At 43.0% G+C, this 22,267-nt stretch carries 19 protein-coding genes; 11 read left to right on the top strand and 8 right to left on the bottom strand.

Translation table 11 applies throughout. The features are described 5' to 3' along the window. Positions 1 to 200 precede the first annotated feature (200 nt). The 9 genes from GJS45_RS08455 to GJS45_RS08415 all read left to right on the top strand — a co-directional run bounded on the left by GJS45_RS08455 (position 201) and on the right by GJS45_RS08415 (position 10,986). Positions 201 to 1,373 (top strand): DUF4221 family protein, encoded by a 1,173-nt coding sequence (locus tag GJS45_RS08455; RefSeq protein ID WP_162341039.1) that lies wholly within the window; start codon positions 201 to 203, stop codon positions 1,371 to 1,373. 32 nt (positions 1,374 to 1,405) lie between these two features. After that, positions 1,406 to 2,542, top strand: a complete 1,137-nt coding sequence (locus GJS45_RS08450) for a DUF4221 family protein (RefSeq protein ID WP_162341038.1) — start codon at positions 1,406 to 1,408, stop codon at positions 2,540 to 2,542. 159 nt (positions 2,543 to 2,701) lie between these two features. Continuing rightward, on the top strand, positions 2,702 to 3,301 hold the full coding sequence (locus GJS45_RS08445; protein WP_162341037.1) for a helix-turn-helix domain-containing protein: 600 nt from the start codon (positions 2,702 to 2,704) through the stop codon (positions 3,299 to 3,301). 118 nt (positions 3,302 to 3,419) lie between these two features. Continuing rightward, the gene (locus GJS45_RS08440; protein WP_162341036.1) at positions 3,420 to 4,574 is read left to right on the top strand and encodes a DUF4221 family protein; all 1,155 of its coding nucleotides are present in this window, start codon (positions 3,420 to 3,422) and stop codon (positions 4,572 to 4,574) included. 66 nt (positions 4,575 to 4,640) lie between these two features. Next, a complete protein-coding gene (locus GJS45_RS08435) occupies positions 4,641 to 5,762 on the top strand; it encodes a DUF4221 family protein (RefSeq protein WP_235954684.1) in 1,122 nt (373 codons plus the stop codon). A gap of 430 nt (positions 5,763 to 6,192) precedes the next feature. After that, the gene (locus GJS45_RS08430) at positions 6,193 to 6,795 is read left to right on the top strand and encodes a DUF6134 family protein (protein ID WP_162341034.1); all 603 of its coding nucleotides are present in this window, start codon (positions 6,193 to 6,195) and stop codon (positions 6,793 to 6,795) included. An 863-nt stretch (positions 6,796 to 7,658) separates the two neighbouring features. Continuing rightward, positions 7,659 to 7,868: a hypothetical protein gene (locus tag GJS45_RS08425; protein WP_162341033.1), complete on the top strand. Its 210-nt coding sequence runs from the start codon at positions 7,659 to 7,661 to the stop codon at positions 7,866 to 7,868. A gap of 54 nt (positions 7,869 to 7,922) precedes the next feature. Further along, positions 7,923 to 9,077, top strand: coding sequence for a DUF4221 family protein (locus tag GJS45_RS08420; protein WP_162341032.1), 1,155 nt, complete (start codon positions 7,923 to 7,925; stop codon positions 9,075 to 9,077). A 619-nt stretch (positions 9,078 to 9,696) separates the two neighbouring features. Next, the gene (locus tag GJS45_RS08415) at positions 9,697 to 10,986 is read left to right on the top strand and encodes an ATP-binding protein (RefSeq protein WP_162341031.1); all 1,290 of its coding nucleotides are present in this window, start codon (positions 9,697 to 9,699) and stop codon (positions 10,984 to 10,986) included. Between the two features lie 131 nt (positions 10,987 to 11,117). On the opposite strand, the gene GJS45_RS08410 is transcribed toward GJS45_RS08415, so the two are convergent. Further along, positions 11,118 to 12,287, bottom strand: a complete 1,170-nt coding sequence (locus GJS45_RS08410; protein ID WP_162341030.1) for a 6-bladed beta-propeller — start codon at positions 12,285 to 12,287, stop codon at positions 11,118 to 11,120. A gap of 230 nt (positions 12,288 to 12,517) precedes the next feature. On the opposite strand from GJS45_RS08410, the gene GJS45_RS08405 reads away from it, so the two are divergent. Next, entirely contained in the window at positions 12,518 to 13,711 is a 1,194-nt protein-coding gene (locus tag GJS45_RS08405; protein WP_162341029.1) for a DUF4221 family protein, read from the top strand. Positions 13,712 to 13,819: 108 nt separating this feature from the next. Here GJS45_RS08405 and GJS45_RS08400 read toward each other — a convergent pair whose 3' ends face one another. The 7 genes from GJS45_RS08400 to GJS45_RS08370 all read right to left on the bottom strand — a co-directional run bounded on the left by GJS45_RS08400 (position 13,820) and on the right by GJS45_RS08370 (position 21,301). Next, positions 13,820 to 14,710: a hypothetical protein gene (locus tag GJS45_RS08400; RefSeq protein WP_235954682.1), complete on the bottom strand. Its 891-nt coding sequence runs from the start codon at positions 14,708 to 14,710 to the stop codon at positions 13,820 to 13,822. A 190-nt stretch (positions 14,711 to 14,900) separates the two neighbouring features. Next, complete coding sequence (locus GJS45_RS08395) at positions 14,901 to 17,330, bottom strand: carboxylesterase family protein (RefSeq protein WP_162341028.1); 2,430 nt, start codon at positions 17,328 to 17,330, stop codon at positions 14,901 to 14,903. A 95-nt stretch (positions 17,331 to 17,425) separates the two neighbouring features. Next, positions 17,426 to 18,817 (bottom strand): mercuric reductase, encoded by a 1,392-nt coding sequence (locus GJS45_RS08390; protein WP_162341027.1) that lies wholly within the window; start codon positions 18,815 to 18,817, stop codon positions 17,426 to 17,428. 6 nt (positions 18,818 to 18,823) lie between these two features. Beyond that, positions 18,824 to 19,105: a DUF427 domain-containing protein gene (locus GJS45_RS08385; protein WP_162341026.1), complete on the bottom strand. Its 282-nt coding sequence runs from the start codon at positions 19,103 to 19,105 to the stop codon at positions 18,824 to 18,826. Positions 19,106 to 19,164: 59 nt separating this feature from the next. Next, positions 19,165 to 20,223, bottom strand: coding sequence for a pseudouridine synthase (locus GJS45_RS08380; RefSeq protein WP_162341025.1), 1,059 nt, complete (start codon positions 20,221 to 20,223; stop codon positions 19,165 to 19,167). Positions 20,224 to 20,355: 132 nt separating this feature from the next. Continuing rightward, positions 20,356 to 20,916: an SMC-Scp complex subunit ScpB gene (scpB, locus tag GJS45_RS08375; protein ID WP_162341024.1), complete on the bottom strand. Its 561-nt coding sequence runs from the start codon at positions 20,914 to 20,916 to the stop codon at positions 20,356 to 20,358. 1 nt (position 20,917) lies between these two features. Then, positions 20,918 to 21,301, bottom strand: a complete 384-nt coding sequence (locus GJS45_RS08370; RefSeq protein WP_162341023.1) for a TraR/DksA family transcriptional regulator — start codon at positions 21,299 to 21,301, stop codon at positions 20,918 to 20,920. A gap of 307 nt (positions 21,302 to 21,608) precedes the next feature. On the opposite strand from GJS45_RS08370, the gene GJS45_RS08365 reads away from it, so the two are divergent. After that, on the top strand, positions 21,609 to 22,241 hold the full coding sequence (locus tag GJS45_RS08365; protein ID WP_162341022.1) for a 3-keto-disaccharide hydrolase: 633 nt from the start codon (positions 21,609 to 21,611) through the stop codon (positions 22,239 to 22,241). Positions 22,242 to 22,267 lie beyond the last annotated feature (26 nt).

The raw sequence follows: 22,267 nt of genomic DNA, 5'->3' as shown, positions 1-22,267 counted from the left end.
AAGTTCATTAGATAAAATGTAATAAATACAGGGTATTTTGATTGAAAATGTGCAGTATTTACAGGGTAATATATGACGAAACATGTAATATATAGAGACCAAAATTAAATGTGTGGTTTATTTACCCTTTTTTAACACCTATTTATTTTAATTTGCCCGGAAAATTCTTAATTTTTTAGTCTAAATCAAATCTTAACCACATGAGGCTTTTCGTTTTTCTTTTCTTCGCTAGTTTACTTATTGGCTGTGAGGGCCGTGATACCCGGGAAAAAAACGGTGAAGTCCGCCTGGATTTTAGCCTGGATACGGTCATGGTAGATCCGGGTCAGGAAATCCTATTCTTAAATTCTGGTTTGAATCAAGCCCAATTGAGCCCGGATAAAAAGTATCTGTATAATTTTAATCCTACCGATTTTTCCATTGAAAAAATCAATCTGGATGAACTCAAGTTTGAAGACAAAATCAACCTTTCCAAGGAGGGGCCAAACGGCGTGGGGCAGTATGTTATGGGTTTTTTGTTAGTGGATGAAACTTCCATTTTGTTCAGAAGCTATAACCAGGACAATTTCCTGGACTGGGATGGGAATAAAAAGCGGCAGTTTGACTTCAAGAAAGTAGGAGCGGAGGCTGAACGGATAGTAGATGGGGAACATCTTTTTATGCCTGTTATCCAACCGGGACAGCCCCAGGTGTTTTTCGGTTTGGTTTCAAATTGGGAGCAAAAAACCACCGCCCTGGCGGTTTTTGATTTGGGCAAAGACCATTTTAAAAGGATTGATGTACCGCTTTTCGAAAAAACCAGTGCTTTTAAGATCGAATTCAATGATGGTCAAATGGGTTATGTTATGGGGACTTCAGAATACGTTAAATGCGAAGGTGGGAAGGTAATTTTAGGTGCAGAGGTGTCCAGCGACCTTTATGTGTATGATCCGCTCACAGGGGTCTTAGACCAAAGGGCTTTTGAAAGCGAACTGACGGCCAATGAAAAAAAAGGCAATCATCCGGGTAAGGTCAGTGACCGGAAAGAAATGGAGGGGATTTACAGGAGAATTCACGAGGAAATCGGGTTTCATGCTGTCCATTGGGATGAAAAAAACGAATTATATTACCGTTTTTCCAGTATGGCTGAATTTTCCGATACTGCCGAAACGCCCGAAAACCGCATGGTCCCGTCTCCTACAGGGGCGAAGGTATACCTGACTGTTTTTGACAAAGATTTGAATCAAATCGCTGAATCCAGAGTGCCTATGTTGACGAATAAACCAGCCTATCACTTCGCCAAAGACGGTAAAATCTGGATTTTTGAGAATATGGAGGATGAGATGGGGTTTGTGCGCTTGTCGATTTCGGATTTACCCAATCGGAAATCATAAATCCACCATCCTCCCAAGAAATTAGCTATAAAATGAGAAAGTTTTTGGTAATCTATTTATGCAGCTATCTTATCGGTTGTGGCGAAAAAGAGAAGGTTGGAAATCAGGGAATAACTAACCTGGAGTTTTCTCTGGATACAGTAATGATTGATCCGGGAAATGAACTGCTGTATTTAAATGCAGGGCTTCGGATGGCTTCGCTGGAGGCCAAAAGAGACTATCTCTATAATTTCAACCTTTCCGACCACACCATTGAGAAAATCAATTTAAACAGTAGGAAGCTTGAAGATAAACTGGCATTCGAAAAGGAAGGTCCTGATGGAGTTGGAGATATGGTATATAGAATGGATCTGATATCAGACGAATTGGTGGCGTTTTTAGGGTACGTAAAAGTTGGTATTTTTGACTTAAAAGGGAGAAAGGTGGCTGAATTCCCCATTGCGGAGATAGATTTCGACGGGGATCGGTTGATTGAGGGCGAACGTTTTGAATTTCTGAATACCTATATGTTTGATCCGCAGAAGATGGTGGGCTTGATTAGAAATGCCAGGGAAAGAACCTTTTCCTTGGGTGTGTTGGATTCCGATTTCAGACATTTGAAGAAGACTCCGATTCCTTTGGATGCACTGGAGAACTTTCGATTTGTGCTAAGTAGTCCTTCTAGAGTACAAATGTCCTTTCCCTCAGCCAATATTTCTAAGCACAAAGGCAATTACGTCATTACCAATGAGGTAAATAATACAATCCTGCTTTACGATGCCGATTTAGATACTTTAAAAAAGATCAACTATAAACCTATGCTTACGGAAGATAGGAAAAAAGGCAAATACAACCAGGTAACAGAAACAGAGGAAGAATTTAAGAAAGAAACCCAAAGCGTACAACAAGAAATCAGTTTTATGGCTCCCGTTTGGGATAAAAAAAACAATCGATTCTACCGGTTTTCCCATAAAGCTGTCAACTTTGCAAGCCCTGCTATTAAGGAGGAAGTGTATAAATCATCCGTATACCTGACGGTATTTGATGCTGATTTTAACGTGATTGCAGAATCCCTTGTTGAAGATTTAACGAAACCACCCGGATTCCATTTTGTCAAGGACGGCATGCTTTGGCTGTTTGTCAATCTGGAGGATGAGCTGGGGTTTGTGCGCTTGAATTTTGAATTATGATTTCGGATCTATCCAATCTTGAATCATAAAACTAAGATGGCCATAAATGGCATCGCTTTGACGCATTAAACACAAATGGCGTAAATATGACGCTATAGGGGCGTAATCACGTGAATTGGAAAAGTATACTTTTGCTCGATAATAAAAAGTATAGAAAAGATGAAAAATTTAATTCTGGCAAAAAGGGTAAGGGAATTACGTAATCGCAGGGGACTTTCTCAAGAACTATTAGCAGAAAACTCAGGATTAGGCATCCGAACCATCCAGCGAATTGAGAATGGTGAAACAGAACCACGTGGAGACACGCTTAGACGATTGGCTAGTGCCTTGGATTCAAGTCCGGATGAGATAATTGATTGGACTATTACTGAAGACAAAGGTTTTCTTATGGCTTTAAATCTTTCTTCGCTAGGGTTTGTTCTATTCCCTCTTTTAGGAATATTAATTCCATTAATATTATGGATTTCCAGAAAGGGAAAAATAAAGGATATAAATTACATAAGTAAGGAAATTCTGAATTTTCAGATATCCTGGACCATTATAGTGATATTAACTTACATCTATTTCATTGGTAGTATGTATTATCGACTTAGTCAAGCTGGGGATATATCTCCAGCCGTACTGGGAAACCCATTAGTTAAATTTGCTGTACTGGGATTTTTATATTTATACAATTTCGTTTTAATTTTAATTAATACGGTTAAAATTGAAAATGAGAAGAAGGTGAAATACTTCCCTAAATTAAACATAATCAAATAGGTACATATGTAATCAGCCCAAAAAACTGTCTCCAATAATCCTAAATCCTCAATTTCCAATTATGTTTTTTTCATTTTAAATCAACACCTCAAATTATTTAAAATTAACTATTTAAGAGATGAAAGATTTTATTTTCCTTTTCTCCATAATTTTGTTGGTTTCATGCGGAAGTCCTGAACAGCAATCCAAGCTTGCAAATAGAAATACCATGTCGTTTTCTATGGATACGGTGATGGTGAGTCCGGGACAAGAAATTGTGTTTTTGAATCGTGGTATTCACCAATCCTTTCTTTCCTCCGACCGCAGGTATTTGTATAACTTCAACCCTTCAGACAATAGCCTTGAAAAAATTGACTTAAACGAGCTCAGGTTAGAGAAAAAAATTCCCTTTGAAAAAGAAGGACCAAATGGAATTGGTGGAAATGTTCATACCATTTTCCCCTTAAACGCGGATAGTCTGTATTTTGGAAGTTACAGTGGAGTGGGGGGAATTTTTACCTGGGAGGGTAAAAAAGTGATGGACCTTCCACTAAATAAACTGGGTGATAAAACAGAACATCTTTCCTCCAATGAGCAATTGGGCGGAATAAAAAGTTTTTCTACTGGTGCTATGGTATTTTATGGTCTGATATCGGTTTTCGACAAAGATGAAACCGAACTTGCAACGATAGATGTAAATGCTCAAAAAATTAGCCGGATTCCATTACCGCTTATGGACCGTACAAGACCGTTTAGGGTGACCTTTCGGGATGGACCTGCCAAAAGTTCGATTTCTCCAGGGTCTTATTTGGTTACTGAGGGGAACAAGGTCATCTTGAGTACGGGCGTAAGTAATGAGATGTATGTCTTGGATAAGGGAGGTGATTCCTTGCAGCATTTTTCATATGATAGTCAGATTATGCCCATTGAAAAGGCAGGAAAATACCACAATGAAGTAAATTCTGAGGAAGAGATGTATGCCATTTATCAAACAATCAACGAAGAAATTAACTACAATGCCCCATTTTGGGATACTGAAGAAGAACTGTTTTATCGGTTTTCTTATATAGGTGAATACCATCCGAATTCAGATAAGCCAGTTTTTGATGTCATTCCGGATAGGTGCAAAGTATTCCTGACCATATACGATGAAAATTTGGAGCTAATCGGGGAATCATTGGTTCCTGAATTAACCAAAGTTCCTGGCCGTCACTTCGCCAAAAACGGCAAGATCTGGATTTTTGAGAATATGGAAGATGAGATGGGGTTTGTGCGGTTATCGATTGATTTTTGATTTCGGGTTTTTCTAATCATGTCAAAATGTAATTTGTTTCAAATGAGAAATCGCTTTGTGTTTTTGATGCAAGTAGTTCTGTTCGCTTACGTGCAGGTTTCTTGCGGCCCTCAAGTGGAAAGTGAGGTTTGGGAACTGAAATTCAGTGTGGATACGGTCCAAATTGATCCAGGCGATGAATTGCTTTTTCTAAAACGAGGGCTTGATGTTTCCGGACTGAGTGCGGATCGCCGATACCTGTACAATTTTGACCTGGAGCAACACCAACTCGAAAAAATCGACCTGGATTGCCTGGTTCTGGACTGGAAAATTCCCTTTGAAAAGGAAGGTCCCGACGGACTAAGGGGTATCCATTCCCTCAGGGGCTGGGAGAGAGGAGCTATTTTCTTCAGCACCTGGAATGGGGCAATGGTTTTTGACCAAAGTAGCAAACTTGACCGTTCCTGGAAGCTGGATCCGAAGGAGTTTTCCGGGGATGTTCTTAGCGATAGGGAATCCCTTATAGGGGTTCAGGTGAATCCTTCCGGTGAGGCGGAAGCTTATGGCCTTGCAAAAGCTTTTCGAAACGAACTGGCTTCGTTTGTCAGGTTGGATCTGGACCAACATCAAATCCACCGCTATTCGTTACCTTTATTGGATAGGTTAGGAACTTATACCGCTTCCTTAAATGATGGGGATAACTATGCCTATCACGAAGTAGAAACGTACCTGGAAATAGTAGACAGCGGCGTCTTGTTTGGGGCGGAGACCGGAAGTGAATTTTACCTTTACGATCCGAAAGCCGATACCATCAAGGTGGTTTTCTCCAATAGTGAGTGGATGGAGTCCGAAAATAAGGCAAAAGGGCGTGATTTTGCTGCTGCAGGTGAGTTTTCCAGGTACTTTCAGCAATTCATGGAGGGACCTCATTACTTATTGCCTGTTTACGATGGGCAGAACAAACTGTATTGGCGGTTATTTTACGAGAATTATTATGAAAGCGAAATAACGGAAGGACTTTTTCCCCTGCCTGCCGGAGCTAATGTTTACCTGGCTTTGTACGATGAGGAATTGAACTTGATCCAGGAGGTCGAACTTCCCTTTTTAACCGAGAAACCTTTACGGCATTTTATTAAGGATGGGATGCTTTGGCTGTTTGTTAATATAGATGATGAGATGGGGTTTGTGCGCTTAAATATTGAGTTATGATTTCGTATTTTCTTCTAGTAGGATTTGAAAAAGCTTCCTAGAGAATTTCCCCTTAATTTCATGGAAAAAAGGAACCATATAAAGCATAGAAGGACATATAAGGGGTTTTTTAGATCAGGACCCTTTTTCAATTTATTCTTTAAATAATAGTTAATGATCGGTTTTCCAGAAGAAAACGCCAAAATGAGCCTTTACCCTTATAATCTCTTATATGGTTGAAAAAAAGGAGAAACCATATAAGAAGAACATATAAGCGGGGGAATGTGATTATGGGTGTATGGGCGATTCAATACCCCCAAATCACAAATCTGCAATCCCAAATCCCATCTTTGAAGTATTTTTTGGTAAGTTTAAGCTTATTTTGAATATTATTCGTTGTTGTCTACATAAAACCTATTGGTCTAACCAGAATTTATAAATAAGCTTTTACATGTTAAAAAGTCCCCTTGTTGCAATTGCCGCCCTTATTTTAGCTTTTTCACCTTTGCTGCTTCAGGCACAGGAAAGGCATGAATATGAGATTTCCATTCTGGGCATCAACATTGGTGACATGGTGGCCACCAAAGAAACCAATGCCGATACCACGTACTTTTTGCTGAGAAGTGAGGTGAGCTTCTGGTTTTTTGGTCGGATCAACCTGGATTATACCACCAAAGTAAAATACCATCAGGGGCAGTTTATCGAATCCTCCGTAGAAAAAAAGACCAACCGGGGAGATTTTCTGTCCAGGATTTGGCTGGAAGATGGGATCTATGAAATCCGGGCCAATTCCTATAAGTATGAATTCAATGATCAGGTCAGTGAAATAATCGACTACAGTGCGGTGCGCTTGTTTTTTGAGGAACCCAAAGGCAAGAAAAGAATGATTACTGAAAACCACGGCCAGTTTGCCAGCATTACGGCCAAAGGAAACGGGGCCTACGATACCTATGTGGAAGGCAACGAAAACAACTACCAATACGAGAATGGCAAATTGCAGGAGGTCAGCATGCACAGTCCCATCAAGAATTATGTGATACAGCGGAAGGAATGAAGGTTGCTGATTTTACACGAGGATGGATAGGTTGATAGCCTTCGACCCGAATAGATTGGTAGTATTCCGATTTAATCCTATACCCAAAGCATCCTCGCTAGTGAGGTTGCAAACGCTGTTTAGTTGAATTCGCTATTCCAAATGCCAAAAGCGGGTTATGGTTAATACACCATTATATCCTTCCGGGGGGGTTGGAGAGGAGTCCTTATTTCCGGATAGGACAGTTGGTATGCAACGCCCTGTTCAACCCCTGCCGGGGTTGCGTGAAGGTTGGATTCTTGCAGTCCCCGGGTTTCGCCCAGGGTTATTGCTGTTGAAGCCTTTCAGGCTTCAGTATCGGGGAGGAGTTTGATAATGAGGGAAGAAATCGGAGGATTTGATTGTCTAGAAACTGGCTCGGAATTGATTCGAGATTTCTGGTAAAATGATTGGACAGGAGGGCGATAAAACTTGCTCGATTTCATAACCAATTTCTATCGATTACCTAACGTATCCCAGGCCTGAAGGGCCTGAACAACAATAACCGTGGGTGCAGCCCACGGCTGATGGAATACCGATTAGCTCCAACCCCGGTAGGGGTTGAACCTGACGTAACGAGCTTTAGAAAATCAACTATTCTCGTACATACATTGTCATTTAGAATAGTAGGCCATAAATTTACCATGAAAATCGAAAATCATATTTTCGATTTTCATGGTAAACTAGTTTTGAAGATTCACTTTTTGATTTATATCTACTTGGAAGCTGGTTCAATCCATGGTTAAGAGCAGATAATCAACGTGCTAGGACCGGATTACCAATTCTATTTTTACAGAACCCATCAGGGAGCGGAGTGTGATCTATTACTGGTTAAATCCGAAAAAGTGGAATGGGCCATTGAGATCCAAAATACCCTTTCACCCAAAATCAGTAAAGGCTTTTCAATAAGCATGGAGGATACGAAGGCCGCTAAGGGGGCGGTTATTTCCCGAGTGGACGAAGGCTATCCCATTAGGGAAGGGGTGAGAAATTATTCCCTACTGGAATTTTGTGAAGCCATTAAAAAAGAATATTATGGAGCAGAAGGAAGCTAAAAGCCCCTTTTAAAAAGCTATTTTATTTTTATATTGCCTACTCAACCCCTGACCATGAGCAAATTCGGGTTTTTTATCATTCTTCTTTTAATCGTCGGCTGCGGAAGTCCCGAAAAACAGGAAATCGGGCAAGAACGGCAACTGTCTTTTTCTTTGGATACCGTTTTGGTGGATCCGGGAGATGAAATCCTATACCTAAGGGCAAGTTTGGGCTACGCTGAATTGTCAGCCGACGGAAGATTTCTATATAATTACAATCCTACGGACCATGCCTTGGAAAAAATTGACCTGGATGAATTAAAGTTCGTTGAGAAAATACCATTTGAAAGGGAAGGGCCTCAGGGTACCGGGTCTTTTTTTACACCGTTTTTTCTTTTGGGGGAAGACAGCGTTTTAGTAGCAGGTTCGCTAAAGCATGCAGCGATTTTTAATTTAGAAGGGGAGAAATTGAGTGAAGTAACTATACAGCAGGTACTGGAACAGTCGGGTATTTTGGATGGAGGAAACCGATTTCGCATTAAATCGGTAATTCCCGGTTCTGATAACCACTATTTAGGGTTTTTAACAGATTGGAGCGCAAAGTTCATGGAGTTGATAAAGGTGGATGCCTCCCATTCTACACTAACCAAATTGGATCTTCTAGCATTTGATAAGCTGGAAGAATACCGTGTAACCCAAGTCAATGGGAGTGAAATTATTGGTTTTTTAGGGTCGCAGGTTTTACTTCAGACAGGAGGAAAAAGCATTGTAATCAGCAATAATGTGTTCAATGAATTGTACGTATACCTTCCTGAGAAAGATAGTTTGCTGTTGAAAACCTATGAAAGTCGATTAACGCCCAACCAAAAAACGCCTTACTATCCCAAGCAGGTAGATAGTGATGAGGCGATGGAGCGAATAAGGGCAACCGGAATGGCAGAGATTAATTTTGAGCGGTTAATTTGGGACCAAGTCAATGCTCGATATTACCGGTTTTCCTATCAGGCAGACGTCGAAACGGTTGAAGAGGATGGTTGGTTTTCCCTGTCTGCTACAAACGTTCGGGTTTACCTGACAGTGTTTGACAAAAACCTGGAGATGATAACGGAGTCGATAGTACCCCAATTAACCACTATTCCCCGGACTTATTTTGTAAAGGACGGTGCCATCTGGATTTTTGAGAATATGGAGGATGAACTGGGTTTTTTGCGGCTTAAAATAGATTTATGACCTTGATCTATAAGTGGATTGGTCGATGAGTCGATAGATGCATTCGACAGGCTCAAGCGTCTTAGTCAAGCTGATAGGTTTCACTAATTTACGGCTGCAGTGTTTTTGCGTTCACGTGACCAGGGTTGCAAACCCAGTTTATCTGGGTTCGACATTGCAAATGCCGAACAGCAGGTTTTCGAAGGCCTCGGGTTTGGCCCTCGGTTATTGTTGTTGAAGCCCTACAGGTTTTGGCGCTGGGGAGGTTTTTGATAACGAGGCATGAAGTCCGATGATTCGATTAACGTGAAAATACCCGATTCACCAAAAATCCAGACTTTTTGGTGAATAGCTAAATCTCAGTGATTTGGGAAAGCCTCAAAGGCGGGACAACCTAAGAACTGTTAAGGACAACTTTAGGAAATTTGTTGGGACAGGTGGAAATTAGCTGTTCAGGCTAATGGCCCGTTATTTATTCTTTTCGAAATCTCCCGTAACTGAAAGTAATGCGTATTCGGACAAGGAAGATGGGAGGTTAGTTTAAGAAAATGTGGGGAGGTACAATTTTCATTTGAAAAAATGTGCTTATTTACATTTTTTCCTTTGAAAAAGTGTAAATTAGATTTTCAACCATCTGGACATGAAAAGAAAATTATTCCAATCCCTTATCTCTTGGAAGAATTCCCCCAAAAGAAAACCATTAATTATTAGAGGAGCGCGACAGGTTGGTAAAACCTGGTTGATGAAAGCTTTTGGTACAGAGCACTACGGGCAGGTTGCCTATGTGAATTTTGAAAGTAATCAGACAATGAGGCAGGTTTTTGAACAAGACTTTGATACAGAACGCTTGCTCATGGCCCTTCAGATTGAAACAGGAATTAAAATAGATGCTGAAAATACCTTGTTGATTTTAGACGAGATTCAGGAATCCAAAGGTGCGTTAACATCCTTGAAGTATTTTCAAGAAAATGCCCCTTCTTACCATGTGATAGCAGCAGGTTCATTATTGGGAGTGGCGCTGCATCAGGAAACCTCTTTCCCTGTTGGAAAGGTAGCATTCATGGATCTTTATCCGCTGGACTTCGAAGAATTTATGGATGCTGTAGGCCAGGAATCGTTAAATCAGCTACTTCAAACGCATCAATGGGAAATGGTCAAGCCTTTTGCTCAAAAATTTAAAAACCTGCTCAAACAATATTTTTTCATTGGAGGAATGCCGGAGGCTGTTCAGACGTATATTGAGACAAAAGACATGGTGCTTGTTAGATCTATACAAACCAGAATCATGGACGCGTATCAACAAGATTTTTCAAAACATGCCCCATTTGATATTGTGCCAAGGATACGGATGGTTTGGAATGCCATTCCTGCTCAACTCAGCAAAGAGAATAAAAAATTCATCTACGGTCAGGTCAAAAAGGGAGCTAGGGCCAAAGATTTCGAGATGGCATTGGCATGGTTAAAAGATTGCGGCCTAATTCATCAAGTCAATCGGGTTTCAAAAGCAGGAATGCCGTTGAAAGCTTACCAGGACTTTGGAGCCTTCAAGCTTTTTCTTTTGGATATAGGTCTTTTGGGGGCTATGGTTGACTTGGATGCCAAAACAATTTTGGAAGGCAATCAATTTTTTGAAGAATTTAAGGGAGCCATTTCCGAGCAGTTTGTTTTGCAACAATTGGTGGCATTGGGATTAGCACCGTTTTACTGGTCAGCAGATAGTGCGACCGCCGAGCTCGATTTCATTATCCAACTTAAGGGACAGATCATTCCAATTGAAGTGAAAGCGGAAGAAAATTTGAAAGCAAAAAGTTTGAAAGTATTTGTGGAAAAATATAAAACGGTCACCAATATTCGCACCTCGTTATCGGACTATAGGGAAGAAGACTGGTTAATCAATATTCCTTTATATGGGATTCATACAATCGTCTAGCTATTCACGCAAAAAGATCAATCCGTCTCTGAGGGATTCATCAGTTGTCTGTCTTGTAATATTTTGTCCTTTATATATCGTAAAAATGCAGCCAGATGAGTTGATTCCTAATTTGTAGGTTCTATACTGTGCTACTTCAGCCTGTACACAATCAATACCGGGTTTTCGGATTCTCGTGCCTTCATGGCTGTTTCTGCGAAATTCCTTCCCTGGTCTTTTACCCAGTTTTCAAATTCCGCCTTTCCCATATTGGCTTTTTTCTCCCTAAGTACTTCATAGAGATCTCTGCCCGGAACTTTTAGGCCGACTTTTCCCGATTCGAAACTATAGATCAGGTAATAGGGATCGTATGCCCCGTCAATATCATCAATTATCCTGTCCTTTATTACATGGGTTTGCTGTTGTTCCCGATCAAAGAATACGTTGATTCCCTTTTTTTCATAAATAAGTATGGTATATAGCTGTTTCTCAGAAATAAGGTACTGGCCTCTAAAATATAGCTTGGCTCTGTTATTGATAAAGTCCAGTCGTTCCCTTGGATCGTCTAGGCGCTTCATCTCATCCAGATCCTGTGCATATTTCCCAAAGTCCAATACGAGCTTTGGAATAAAATTTCCATTGTCAACTTGATAAACTGTATCCGAATAGGTCATTCCGTAATAAAGATATTCGCTGCTTTTTTGAAGATAGCTTCTTCCGGAAACCTCTCCGTAAAGTTTTGCCGGATCATAGGGGAAATAGGTTACCGTATCCTGAAGGGATTTGTCGAAGCTTCTGACAAAATAGTCCCCCGGTTCTCGTGTGTAATTGTACAGGTAATAGCGATCGTCAAATTCTGAAAAAACGCCTGGTCCTATTCGGTCACGAAACGACAACTCTCGTAGAAATTTACCCTCCAGACTAAACCACATAATCTTACGTGGATATACTCCGAGGAGGACTAGTTCTCCGTCTACAACCGCCGCGGCGTCAAAGTCCAGGTATTCGCCCGGCCCTTCTCCATAGGCGTCGATTTTTGACATGTACTTACCTGACTTATTGAAAATATGGATACACTTGCACCCGAAAATATCCAGGGTGTAAATCCTATCTTGATGAAAAAGTATTTTTTGCAATCCCGAAGTCAACTGCGCCTCCTCCGAATCATCCTCTAGCCAAATGTATTCTATATGGGGTTCGAAAAACTCTGATAATTTTCCGGTACGCACCTGCGAAAGATCCACGGATATCCTTTCCAGGCCCGGGACAGATGTGGGTTCTTGCTTACAGCCTCCAAGCAGAATGAATAATAATCCAACCATTAAAGCGAGACGATATCTTAGACAAACTCCCACCAAAAGCAATGGCCGTATTTTCAATTTCACGTTTCGAAGGGTAGGTAATGAATCCGCCATTTTAGGGTGTTAAAATCAATGATGCAAAGTAATTTATTTAAAATATTCGTTTATAAAAAAATTACTCCTGATTTTTATTTGAAATAATAGGTTTTTAGTATTTAAATTTTAACTTTATAGTTTAAAATTTGATAGGCATGAAAAACATTATTTCCATTATTCTACTTCTCGCAGTTCACCTGGGCTGTTCCAGCGAAGAACGGTTGGAGAATATCGGTGGCAGAACTTCGTTGGATTATTCCCTGGACACGGTGCTCATAGACCCGGGCGAGGAATTGTTGTTTGTGTCCGGACGGTTGTATCAATCGGACCTTTCACCGGATCATCGGTTTCTCTACAACTTCAACCATCATGATCATGCCCTTGAAAAAATTGATCTGGATGAAATGAGATTGGTCCAGAAATATCCCTTTGAAAAAGAGGGTCCAAACGGTACCGGCGATTTTTTCCGTTCGTTTTTCCTCCTGGACAATGATCAACTGATGATCATCAGTTTTCCAAGTCCTGCGATTTTTGACTTGAATGGCCAAAAGTTGCAGGAACTGAAATTTCAGGGAGTAGGCACGGGTGCCGACAAAATCGGTGAGGAGCAGCCTTTTCGGGTTTCCATGCATCTTGCTGAGGAGAACGACCAATACCTAGGTTATGTAAGAAACATCGAAGAGAAATCCACCGAACTGATGCGGGTTGACCTAAAGGAAGGTTGGACTAAACGAATCTCACTGCCCCACTATGACAGGCTAAAGCAATTTGAGTTGCAGTATACAGATGGTAAAAGCTATATGGTGTCCGGTCCTCAAACCTTTATGGTCTGGGAGGGAGGTAAAATATTGTTGGGAAGTAACCTGACCAATGAGATTTACGAATACCTTCCTGAAGAGGATAGCCTGCTGGTAAGATCCTATCAAAGCCAGCTTACCGAGAATGCAAAAACAGAAGTCCCCGCCACCGAATTTGACAGCCAGCAAGCTTTTATCGAAGCCATCGTTCAGGTAAGGGAAGAAATCAGTTTTTCTCCTCCCGTATGGGATGAAAATAACAGGGTATATTATCGGTTTTCACACAAGGAGGTTTTCGAAGAACAAAATACGGAGAGCTTTGAATGGCCTACGGCTGCCAATGCGGAGGTATTCCTGACTATTTTTGATGAAAACCTGGATATGCTGGCAGAGTCCAAAATACCGGACCTCAGCATGCCACCTCAAAAGCATTTCGTAAAAGACGGCAAGCTTTGGATGTTTGTAAATGTAGAAGACGAGATGGGCTTCGCCAGGTTGTCACTGGACCTGGGGATAGAACCGTTGCCCGCTGACGGAATACAGCCTCAATAATACTTCTTCGAATATTGGAAGATACTTTTAGAAACTCACTGTCAAACTCACCCATGAGTATCGCATGTGTCATATCTGTCTGCCCAAGGCAGGCTCGATTTCATTGTTTTAAAGTCCCCTCAAATACAAAATTTTTGATGGTCCTGAGGCGATCTTACCGATGGACCATTCAAATTGTTCTTTCCCTTTGAGACCTGCTACTAACCGGCTCATTTCTGCTACCGAATAGGTTCGAAGGGCTGAAACCACGCCGTCCCAGAGGACAAATACAGGTACTAGTGGTAGGAAGTACGTAAATAGGATTCTGCCGAGGGAAAAGGGTCGAATAAATGGGGTGGTTAGCCATACGGTTACCGGCGAAAACAGCATGGCCAGGATACTTATCAAACTACGCTCCTGTGCCTCAAAAATTGCGATCGGATTTTTTGAGTCCAGGGCATCTTGTAAAATTAACCTGGCATCAGTAGGTTTAAAATGATGAAAGGATAAAAAAAGGGTTCTCAGCCCATGCAGTTCAGCAGGCACATTTTTGGCATCGATGGGTCTGTTTTCATAACTAAGCCTAACGTTCCCGCTATTGATGCGATCCATCGCGTCGGTATTTGGGTAAAAATCTGTCAAGCGAATGTTTAGCTGGGGAATTTTCTGGGTTAAATCTTTGCTTAAACCCAACAATGCACCGCCGCTACCCGATCCCAGATCGACGATGGTTTTTGTTTGACTTTTTGCAAGTTGTTTCTGTAGCATGGGAATAATAGGCTTGAACATTCCGGTCTTGTTTGAAAGGAACTGTAAAAAATCAGTCATGTAGGTTCTTAAAAAAGCCGGAAACCACCTTTGATCTTCGAATTCAATTAAGTGCAATCTTCCCATAGCCATGAGGTTAATAATACGTTCGGTATACCCTATGCTGAGCGGCTGCCTCAAAAGCGCATGATATACCGCTGCCTGCCTGCACTTCTTCAATCTAAATCCGGGCAACAAATTATTCGAGCCCATATCAGCTTCAAGGTTGGCGAGGAGATTAAAGTTACTTATTTACTGTTAATTTCGCCTATGAAAATTGATCAAACCGAACAAGCGAATACCCTTCAATGGGCGACCATTGTTCTTCCATAAATTACTGCGGAATAATTATGACACCGGCTTCTTTTTTTCATTTCGCGTACCAAGGCAAAAACCATCTTATCTACTTACCCTCCGGTAAGCTCCAGTCGTTTTGGTAATAGCCACTGGCCAAAATTGATTCCAGACCTACCACCGGCAGATCTGCCCGGATGATCACGAAATCCGGAAAGCCACTTCCCCCGGCAAAATACTGGTTGGCAAATAACGTCTGTCGACCGGCATTTCCCGTTCCGCTGATCACCGCCACCGATCGCTGGGGATGGTCTTTTCGCGGCACCATAAAATACGCTCCCAAATCCTCTCCGGAATAAACCGTTTCACCTACCCGGATTTCCTCCCGGTTTACCTGAATCGGGCTATGCGCCAGGAGCAGGTCCCAGGCCCGGTTGGTATCGGCATTTCCATACAAAATAACCCCCCGATCCCCATGAACTTCCAGATCAAATTCCCGATCTGCGATAATGTCAAGGGCTCCATTGCCCCGGTAATACCAGGTTTCCGCATCCAAACGGGCTTTATTGTAGGCCCATTCCTTTTCCTCCCTGCTTCCTGACGTTCCATACACCAGGATCATTCGGTGATTAAAAGGCTCTTTAAACGTACCATTCCGATAAATTCCTTTATCATAAGGGTCGGGTGCCTGACCGAATTTCCAGGTTTCCTGGCTTCTGTGAAGGTACAAGAGGGTATCGCTATTTTTTTTCCATTCCAACTGCGTTTCATCCAGTTCCAGGTTAATAATCGAATCCAGTGGGTAATTGCTGACATCCAGGCCCAGGATGGAAACATTTTCGGTGGTCCCGCTGATGGCCATTTGATCCGGGTTTCGCTCAAGTTTGACCCGGCTGTATTCCAGGGGTACCGTTTGCTGCAGGATACGCGCCCATTTGTAGGAATCGGAAACGGCTGGGTTGGCCGTGGTAAATTCGATGGTGTTTACCGCGGAATCTGCTGGAATTTGGTGCCAGCGAAAGTAGTCAAAGAGGGGTGCCCAGTCCACGCTTTCGCTGCCAAACCAATGGCTACCTCCAGGGTATTCGTAATAACTGAAGTCCGGATGAAACGCCGCCAGTATTCCACGCATTTGCCGGGCATAAGTTACCGGAACCACCCGGTCGGCATCTCCATGGTGGATGTAGATCCCCGAAGCCTGGTAGTTATGCGCCAGTTGAATGACATCACTTGGATTGCTGGCCCGAAGCAGGGTTTTTTCCGTGTCTGTGGATGCGTTTTCCGGAATTCTACCGTCTGCCGAACCATAGCCCATGAGGGTGGGATAGCCGGCACAGGGGGCGATGGCTGCCCATTTGCCCGGATAGGTGGCGCCCAGGTACCAGGTACCGTGTCCTCCCATGGAATGGCCGGTTAGGTAAATGCGTTCGGGATCTGGTCGGTATTTTTCTCTGGCGATTTCCAACACCTCCAGCGCATCGATTCTCCCCCAATCTTCCCAATTGAAGCCCCTGGGTCTTCTGTTGGTTGGGGCCACCAATACGCCCCAGTCCTTAAGAGAATATGCCCGGGCCTGACCAATGGCTTCCACGCCGGCCCCGTGAACGGAGAGAAAAAGTGCTGGATTTTCGTCCGGTCCGCCTTTTTGCGGGGCTACTCCATAGTATTGCACGCTCCCGTCAATCTGACTGATAAAGGTTTGCTTGTAATGTTCTTCGGCCTCATCCCGTGCGGACAGGGTTATCTCCTGAGTATCGGAGACCGTTTTGCCGACAAGGAGTTGTAGGGAGCAGTTGTATTCCCCTTTTTCGGTCAGGGTACTGGCATCCACCTCAAAAGGTACCTTTCGGAAAGTCATGGGAGGGATTTCTGGTAAATCAACCATTTGTAGGCGACCGTTAAGGTTGGTCTCCATCCTTGCATTTTGCAAGCGCCGGTCCGTAGCGTTGATGACCACCACTGCGCCAGTCATCTGGCCTTGCCCGCTACCTAGAACTTTGTCTGGCAGGGTGGCATCGGCGACCTGCAGGGTAACGGGCTTTGGATCCAACTGCAATTCGGCACTGATCCCGGACCAAAGTCCGTTAAACCTCGCCAAAATCTCATTTTTACCTTTTTTAAGGGAAACGGGAAGGTACAGCCAACCGTCTCCATAAATATCCCCGGCTCGGGGGATGCCATTTACATAGACCATGCTATTTCCACTGATTTTCAACAAGGCCTTTTGGGACTTGGCCGAATGATAGCTGAGGGAAAGGTATCCGCTGCGGATTCGTCCTGTAAATCTTCCTTCTTCATTTGCCGAAAGGGATTTCCAAACTTCACCCTCTTCCTGGATAAAGGGTTGTCCTTCCGCCGGAGAGGGGAAAGTTCCAACCGCCAGTGCATGGGCTAGTGGATCTGTAAAACGGACCTCCCGCCCATAGCGATGGACATTTTCAACATAGAGCCCCTCGTTAAAGGTGTGAATGGATTGCGCCTGGCCAGGAGCAATTCCTTGAAGCACTAATAAAGACAGCAGAAAAAAAGATAATTTCATAGAAGAAACGGAGGGGTTTACATTCATTAGGATAAAGGATATAAAGGTACTTTTCAAAGGTAGGTTTTCTTACCATTGGCATTCGGCCTGAACTATCAATCGGTACTTTTGACTTGCCCCATTAAATTATTCAGGCTTTCGGCCAGGGTTGGATGGGCAATGGGCAGGTGTTGGATCTGATCATAGGGCACCTTGCCTACCATGGCCATCTGCAGCACGGCCATGATTTCACCCCCATCCATACTCAGGATGGTGGCTCCCAGAATTTGCCGGGTTTCAGGGTCTACCAGTACCTTAAAAAAGCCTTTTGTTTCATCCGTTTCCAGGGCCCTTCCGGCATGTTTCATCCAAAACTTGCCTGTATGGTAAGGGATGCCTTTTGCTTTTGCCTGCTCCTCATTTAGCCCGATTCGCGCCAGTTGGGGATCGATAAAGACACAGTAGGGCACCAGGCGATCCTTTTTAGACAGGCTGGTATTTCCCTCATAAATTCTGTTAAATGCCAGGTAGGCATCGTGGTAGGCCATATGGGTAAAGGGCGGAGTTCCTGCCACATCTCCCAGCGCATAAACACCCGGCACGGAGGTTTCAAAATTTTCGTCAACGACTACATGGCCACTATTACTCAGGGTCACTCCAATGGTTTCCAGCCTCAGCGTCGCACTGCTTGGAGTTCGGCCGGTCGCTACCAGTAGGTGGGAACCACTGACGCTGCCTTTCCCCTCTTTATCTTCGTAGGCTACTGTAATCTTCCCATTCGTAAAGCTGACTTTTTTGGCTTCAATAGTTACTTTAGTATCGATCTGTTCTTCTTTGAAAATACGGGATATCTCTTCGCAAACATCGGTATCCTCCTTGGGAACGAGCCGGGAAGCCATGTCCATAATGGTGACCTTGCTTCCAAAACGGCGGAACATCTGGCCAAACTCCAATCCGATATACCCGCCTCCCAACACGATCAGGTGTTTGGGCGTTTCTTCCAGCTCCATAATGCTCGTGCTGTCCAGAAAGGGGCATTCTGCCAGTCCCTCGATTTCGGGAATTCGGGGAGCGGATCCTGTATTGATAAAAATTTTATCTGCCTCCAGTTCCAGGTCTGATTTTCCCTCCCGTTCTACACGAACACTTCGATTTGATTGAAAGACAGCTTTTCCCATAATGATGGTGATCTGTTCGGATTTTTCCAACCCTCTGGATGCTCCGCCCCGAAACAGGTCGACGATATAGTCCTTTCGTTTTTTGACGTTTTTCTGATTGACGGTATAGGCTCCAACGTCCACCCCAAAATCTCCTGCCCTACTGACCAGATGGGCTACGCGTGCCGAAGCGGCCATGGTTTTCGTGGGAGAGCAACCGTCGTTGATGCAGGTGCCACCGATGGCTCGTTTTTCTATAAGTGCAACTGACAGGCCCTTCGCGCCAATTTTTTTAGCCAGGGGCATGCCTGATTGACCGGCGCCGATAATGATGGCATCGAATTTTTCCATAAGGGCTTATTCTTCTACCTTGACACCTTTCCAGAAGGCAACGTGATTTTTAATTTCTTTTGCAGCCTCCTTGGGTTGGGGATAAAACCAGGCGGCATCCCGGTTGCTGTCATCTCCAACTCGAATGTGATAATAACTGGCCTTTCCTTTCCAGGGACATTCGGAAGTGGTGTCTGAAATTTCAAAAAATTCCCTTTTTAAGGATTCAGGTGGGAAATAGTGGTTGTTTTCTATTATCAATGTCTCGTCAGACTGGGCAAGGATCTTATTTTTCCAAATGGCTTTCATAGGGTTTGGCATCTTTTCGAAATAAGTTAGCCAAATCCCTGCTAAAAACAAAAAGCGGCTTATTTTTGCCGCTTTTTGTTTTTACCTTTGTTCAGGTATTTTAGGTTGATTACCTCTTTTTCATTGAGGAACCGGTATTTTCCCCGAGGGATGTCTTTTTTGCTCAGACCGGCAAATGCCACCCGGTCCAGGGCAGTCACTTCGTATCCAAAATGAGCAAAGATTCGGCGCACAATCCGGTTTTTTCCCGAATGGATTTCTAGTCCCAAAATGGTTTTGTCCAGCGAAAGGACCTGTAAATCGTCCACCTCGGCAAGACCGTCTTCCAGCGTTACCCCTTCTCGTATGGCATCCACATCGTTTTTGGCAATGGGTTTGTCCAACGTTACCTGATAGATTTTTTTGATTTCGTAAGCTGGATGCGTGAGCTTGGCGGAAAGTTCTCCATCGTTGGTAAAAAACAACAATCCGGTGGTATTTCGGTCGAGCCTACCCACTGGAAACAGGCGTTCCTCGCAGGCACCTTCTACCAGGTGCATGACCGTTTTCCGTTCAAGCGGATCGTCTGTAGTCGTGATAAAATCTTTCGGTTTATTAAGTAACAGATAAACGGGTTTTTCTGGCCGGATGGACTTTCCTTTGAACGTTACCTTGTCTTTTCGGGATACCTTAAAACCCAGTTCGGTCACCAATTTTCCGTTGACTGTAATTTCCCCTTTCTCGATCAGGCTATCCGCCTCTCTTCTGGAGCAAATACCGGCATTGGCGATAAACTTATTCAGTCTGATTTCGGCCTCCTCTGGTCGAGGTGTCTTCTGAATGGCATTCAAATTGTACTCCGGTTGGTTGTCGGATTTACCTTTACCGGGTTTTCCTGCTCTCTTAATTGGTGAATAGGGCTTTCTGAAGGGCTTCTTTTTTTGGTCTTTTTCCTCTACGGTTCCGTACACGGGCCGCTCGTTTTTCCCCCTGCCTTTGTATTCCCTTTTTTCCGGGAGTTCATTTTTTTCGGTTTTCAGGGGTTTGTTTCCGGATGGGCGCGACTTGTTATCCGAATTGCGCTTATATTTGTCGAATTTCCTGGAGGGATCTCCATTGGAAGAATTGAATTTTTTCATGAACGTTGCAGCATCTCTGCTGTATTTTATGCTAGTTGTAATTAGTAATCCCTGACTTTTAGAGACTTGTCCTGGTCAAAGCGGCTGCAAAATTACGCTTTTTTTTGGGATGTTACTATTATCTATGAAAATTCATTCCTTTTGATCACCGATTTCATTTTCTTCGGTCTTAAAATCCTTTGGTTGTGGCAGTTCATTCAGGTCATCGATGCCGAAATATTCCATAAAACGGGTGCTGGTGCCATATAGAAGTGGCCTACCGATACCATCGGATTTTCCTTTGATAGCCACCAAAGACTTTTCAAGGAGCTTCTGAACGGAATAATCGCAGTTTACGCCTCGGATTTGCTCGATTTCCGATTTGGTGACCGGCTGTTTGTAGGCGATGATAGAAAGGGTTTCCAATTGGGCCGTAGAAAGCCTTTTCTGGGATTGGTGTTTTTGCAGAATGGCAATACTGGTTTGATAGGCAGGCTTGGTTAAAAATTGGTAGCCACCTGCTAATTTTTCCAGGCTGAATGCATGCGCTTCATCCTGGTACTTCTGCTCTAAGGCAGAAATGGCATCTTCCAAATGTTCGACCGGGATTTCTGATTCAAACATTTCTGACAGGCATTTTTGAATCTCTTCCAAGCCCAGGGGATCGGGAGAGCAGAATACCAGGGCTTCAATATGTCGATGCAGAAAATCCAACTTACTTTTTGGCTAATTTGGCTTCAATGCTGTGCATGGTGTGGGGCACCGCCCGTAACCGTTCCTTACTGATTAACTTTCCGGTGTCGACACATACCCCATAGGTGCCGTTTTTAATTCTCCGAAGGGCATTCTCCAGGTTAATAATGAACTTTTGCTGACGGGCAGCCAGTTGGCTAAGACTTTCCCTTTCCAGCGTATCGGCTCCATCTTCCAGAATTTTGGAAGTAGATGCGGTATTGTCTGTCCCACTGTCATTTTGTTTGCTAAGTGACCTTTTCAGTTGCAAAAGCTCCTCTTTGGCTACGGCAAGCTTGTCATTAATAAGAACTTCAAATTCCTGAAGTTCCTCCTTGGAATAACTGGTTTTTTCTTCCTGGCTCATACTACGGTTCTGTTTAAAAATTTCCCTAAAATACAGTGACTATTCCAAAATCAAAAATCTATTATTTTTTATTTATACGGTAGTAAATGGAGTTTATGCTTCCTTACTGCATATAATTTTAATTCCGGTTTGGAACTACTGAAAAGGATAATTATAATTTTACATTTTCGAATTTCGCAACGATATTCTTTCGTACGGGAATCAGCAGGGAATTTTTAAAAACCCGAAACAAAGAACATACTTGAATAATACCGTATATTGTAGTAATTTTCAACATTACTACAACAATAAACCAATTCTTATCCCGATGAAAAAAATAGTTTGTATTGTTTTCCTTGCCTTCATTTCTATTTCCCTATACGCACAGAAAGCCGATAAAGACGGCTGGATCAAGCTTTTTAATGGCAAATCGTTCAAAGGCTGGACCATCAGTGAAAATCCGGAATCTTTTTCCATAGAAGATGGAGTCATTAAGATCGATGGACCCCGGGCCCATTTGTTCTATACCGGTAAAGTAGAAGATCATGATTTTGAAAACTTCGAACTGAAGATGCAGGTTAAGACCATGCCCAATGCCAATTCAGGTATTTTTATCCATACCGCCTATCAGGAAGGTGGATGGCCCGAAAAAGGGTATGAAATCCAGGTTAATCAGACCCACGGAGACTGGAGAAAAACGGGTAGCGTGTACAGTTTCAAAGATGTAAAAGAAACCTTTGTATCGGACGGAGAGTGGTATACCCAACATATCATCGTGGAAGGAGACCAGGTAACGGTAAAAGTGAACGGTGAGGTTATTAATGAATTTACCGAGGCACAGCATAGAGGAGACATTGGAGATAGTCAAAAGAAATTAAGCAGCGGCACCATTGCCTTGCAGGCACATGATCCGAAAAGTGTAATCCATTACAAGGATATCATGATCAAGCCGCTTCCCTGATAAAGTAAACCAAAACAGGCAGCATC

Source organism: Cyclobacterium salsum (assembly GCF_010119245.1).
Lineage (GTDB): Bacteria > Bacteroidota > Bacteroidia > Cytophagales > Cyclobacteriaceae > Cyclobacterium > Cyclobacterium salsum.
This window is presented reverse-complemented; position numbering and strand designations above follow the sequence as displayed.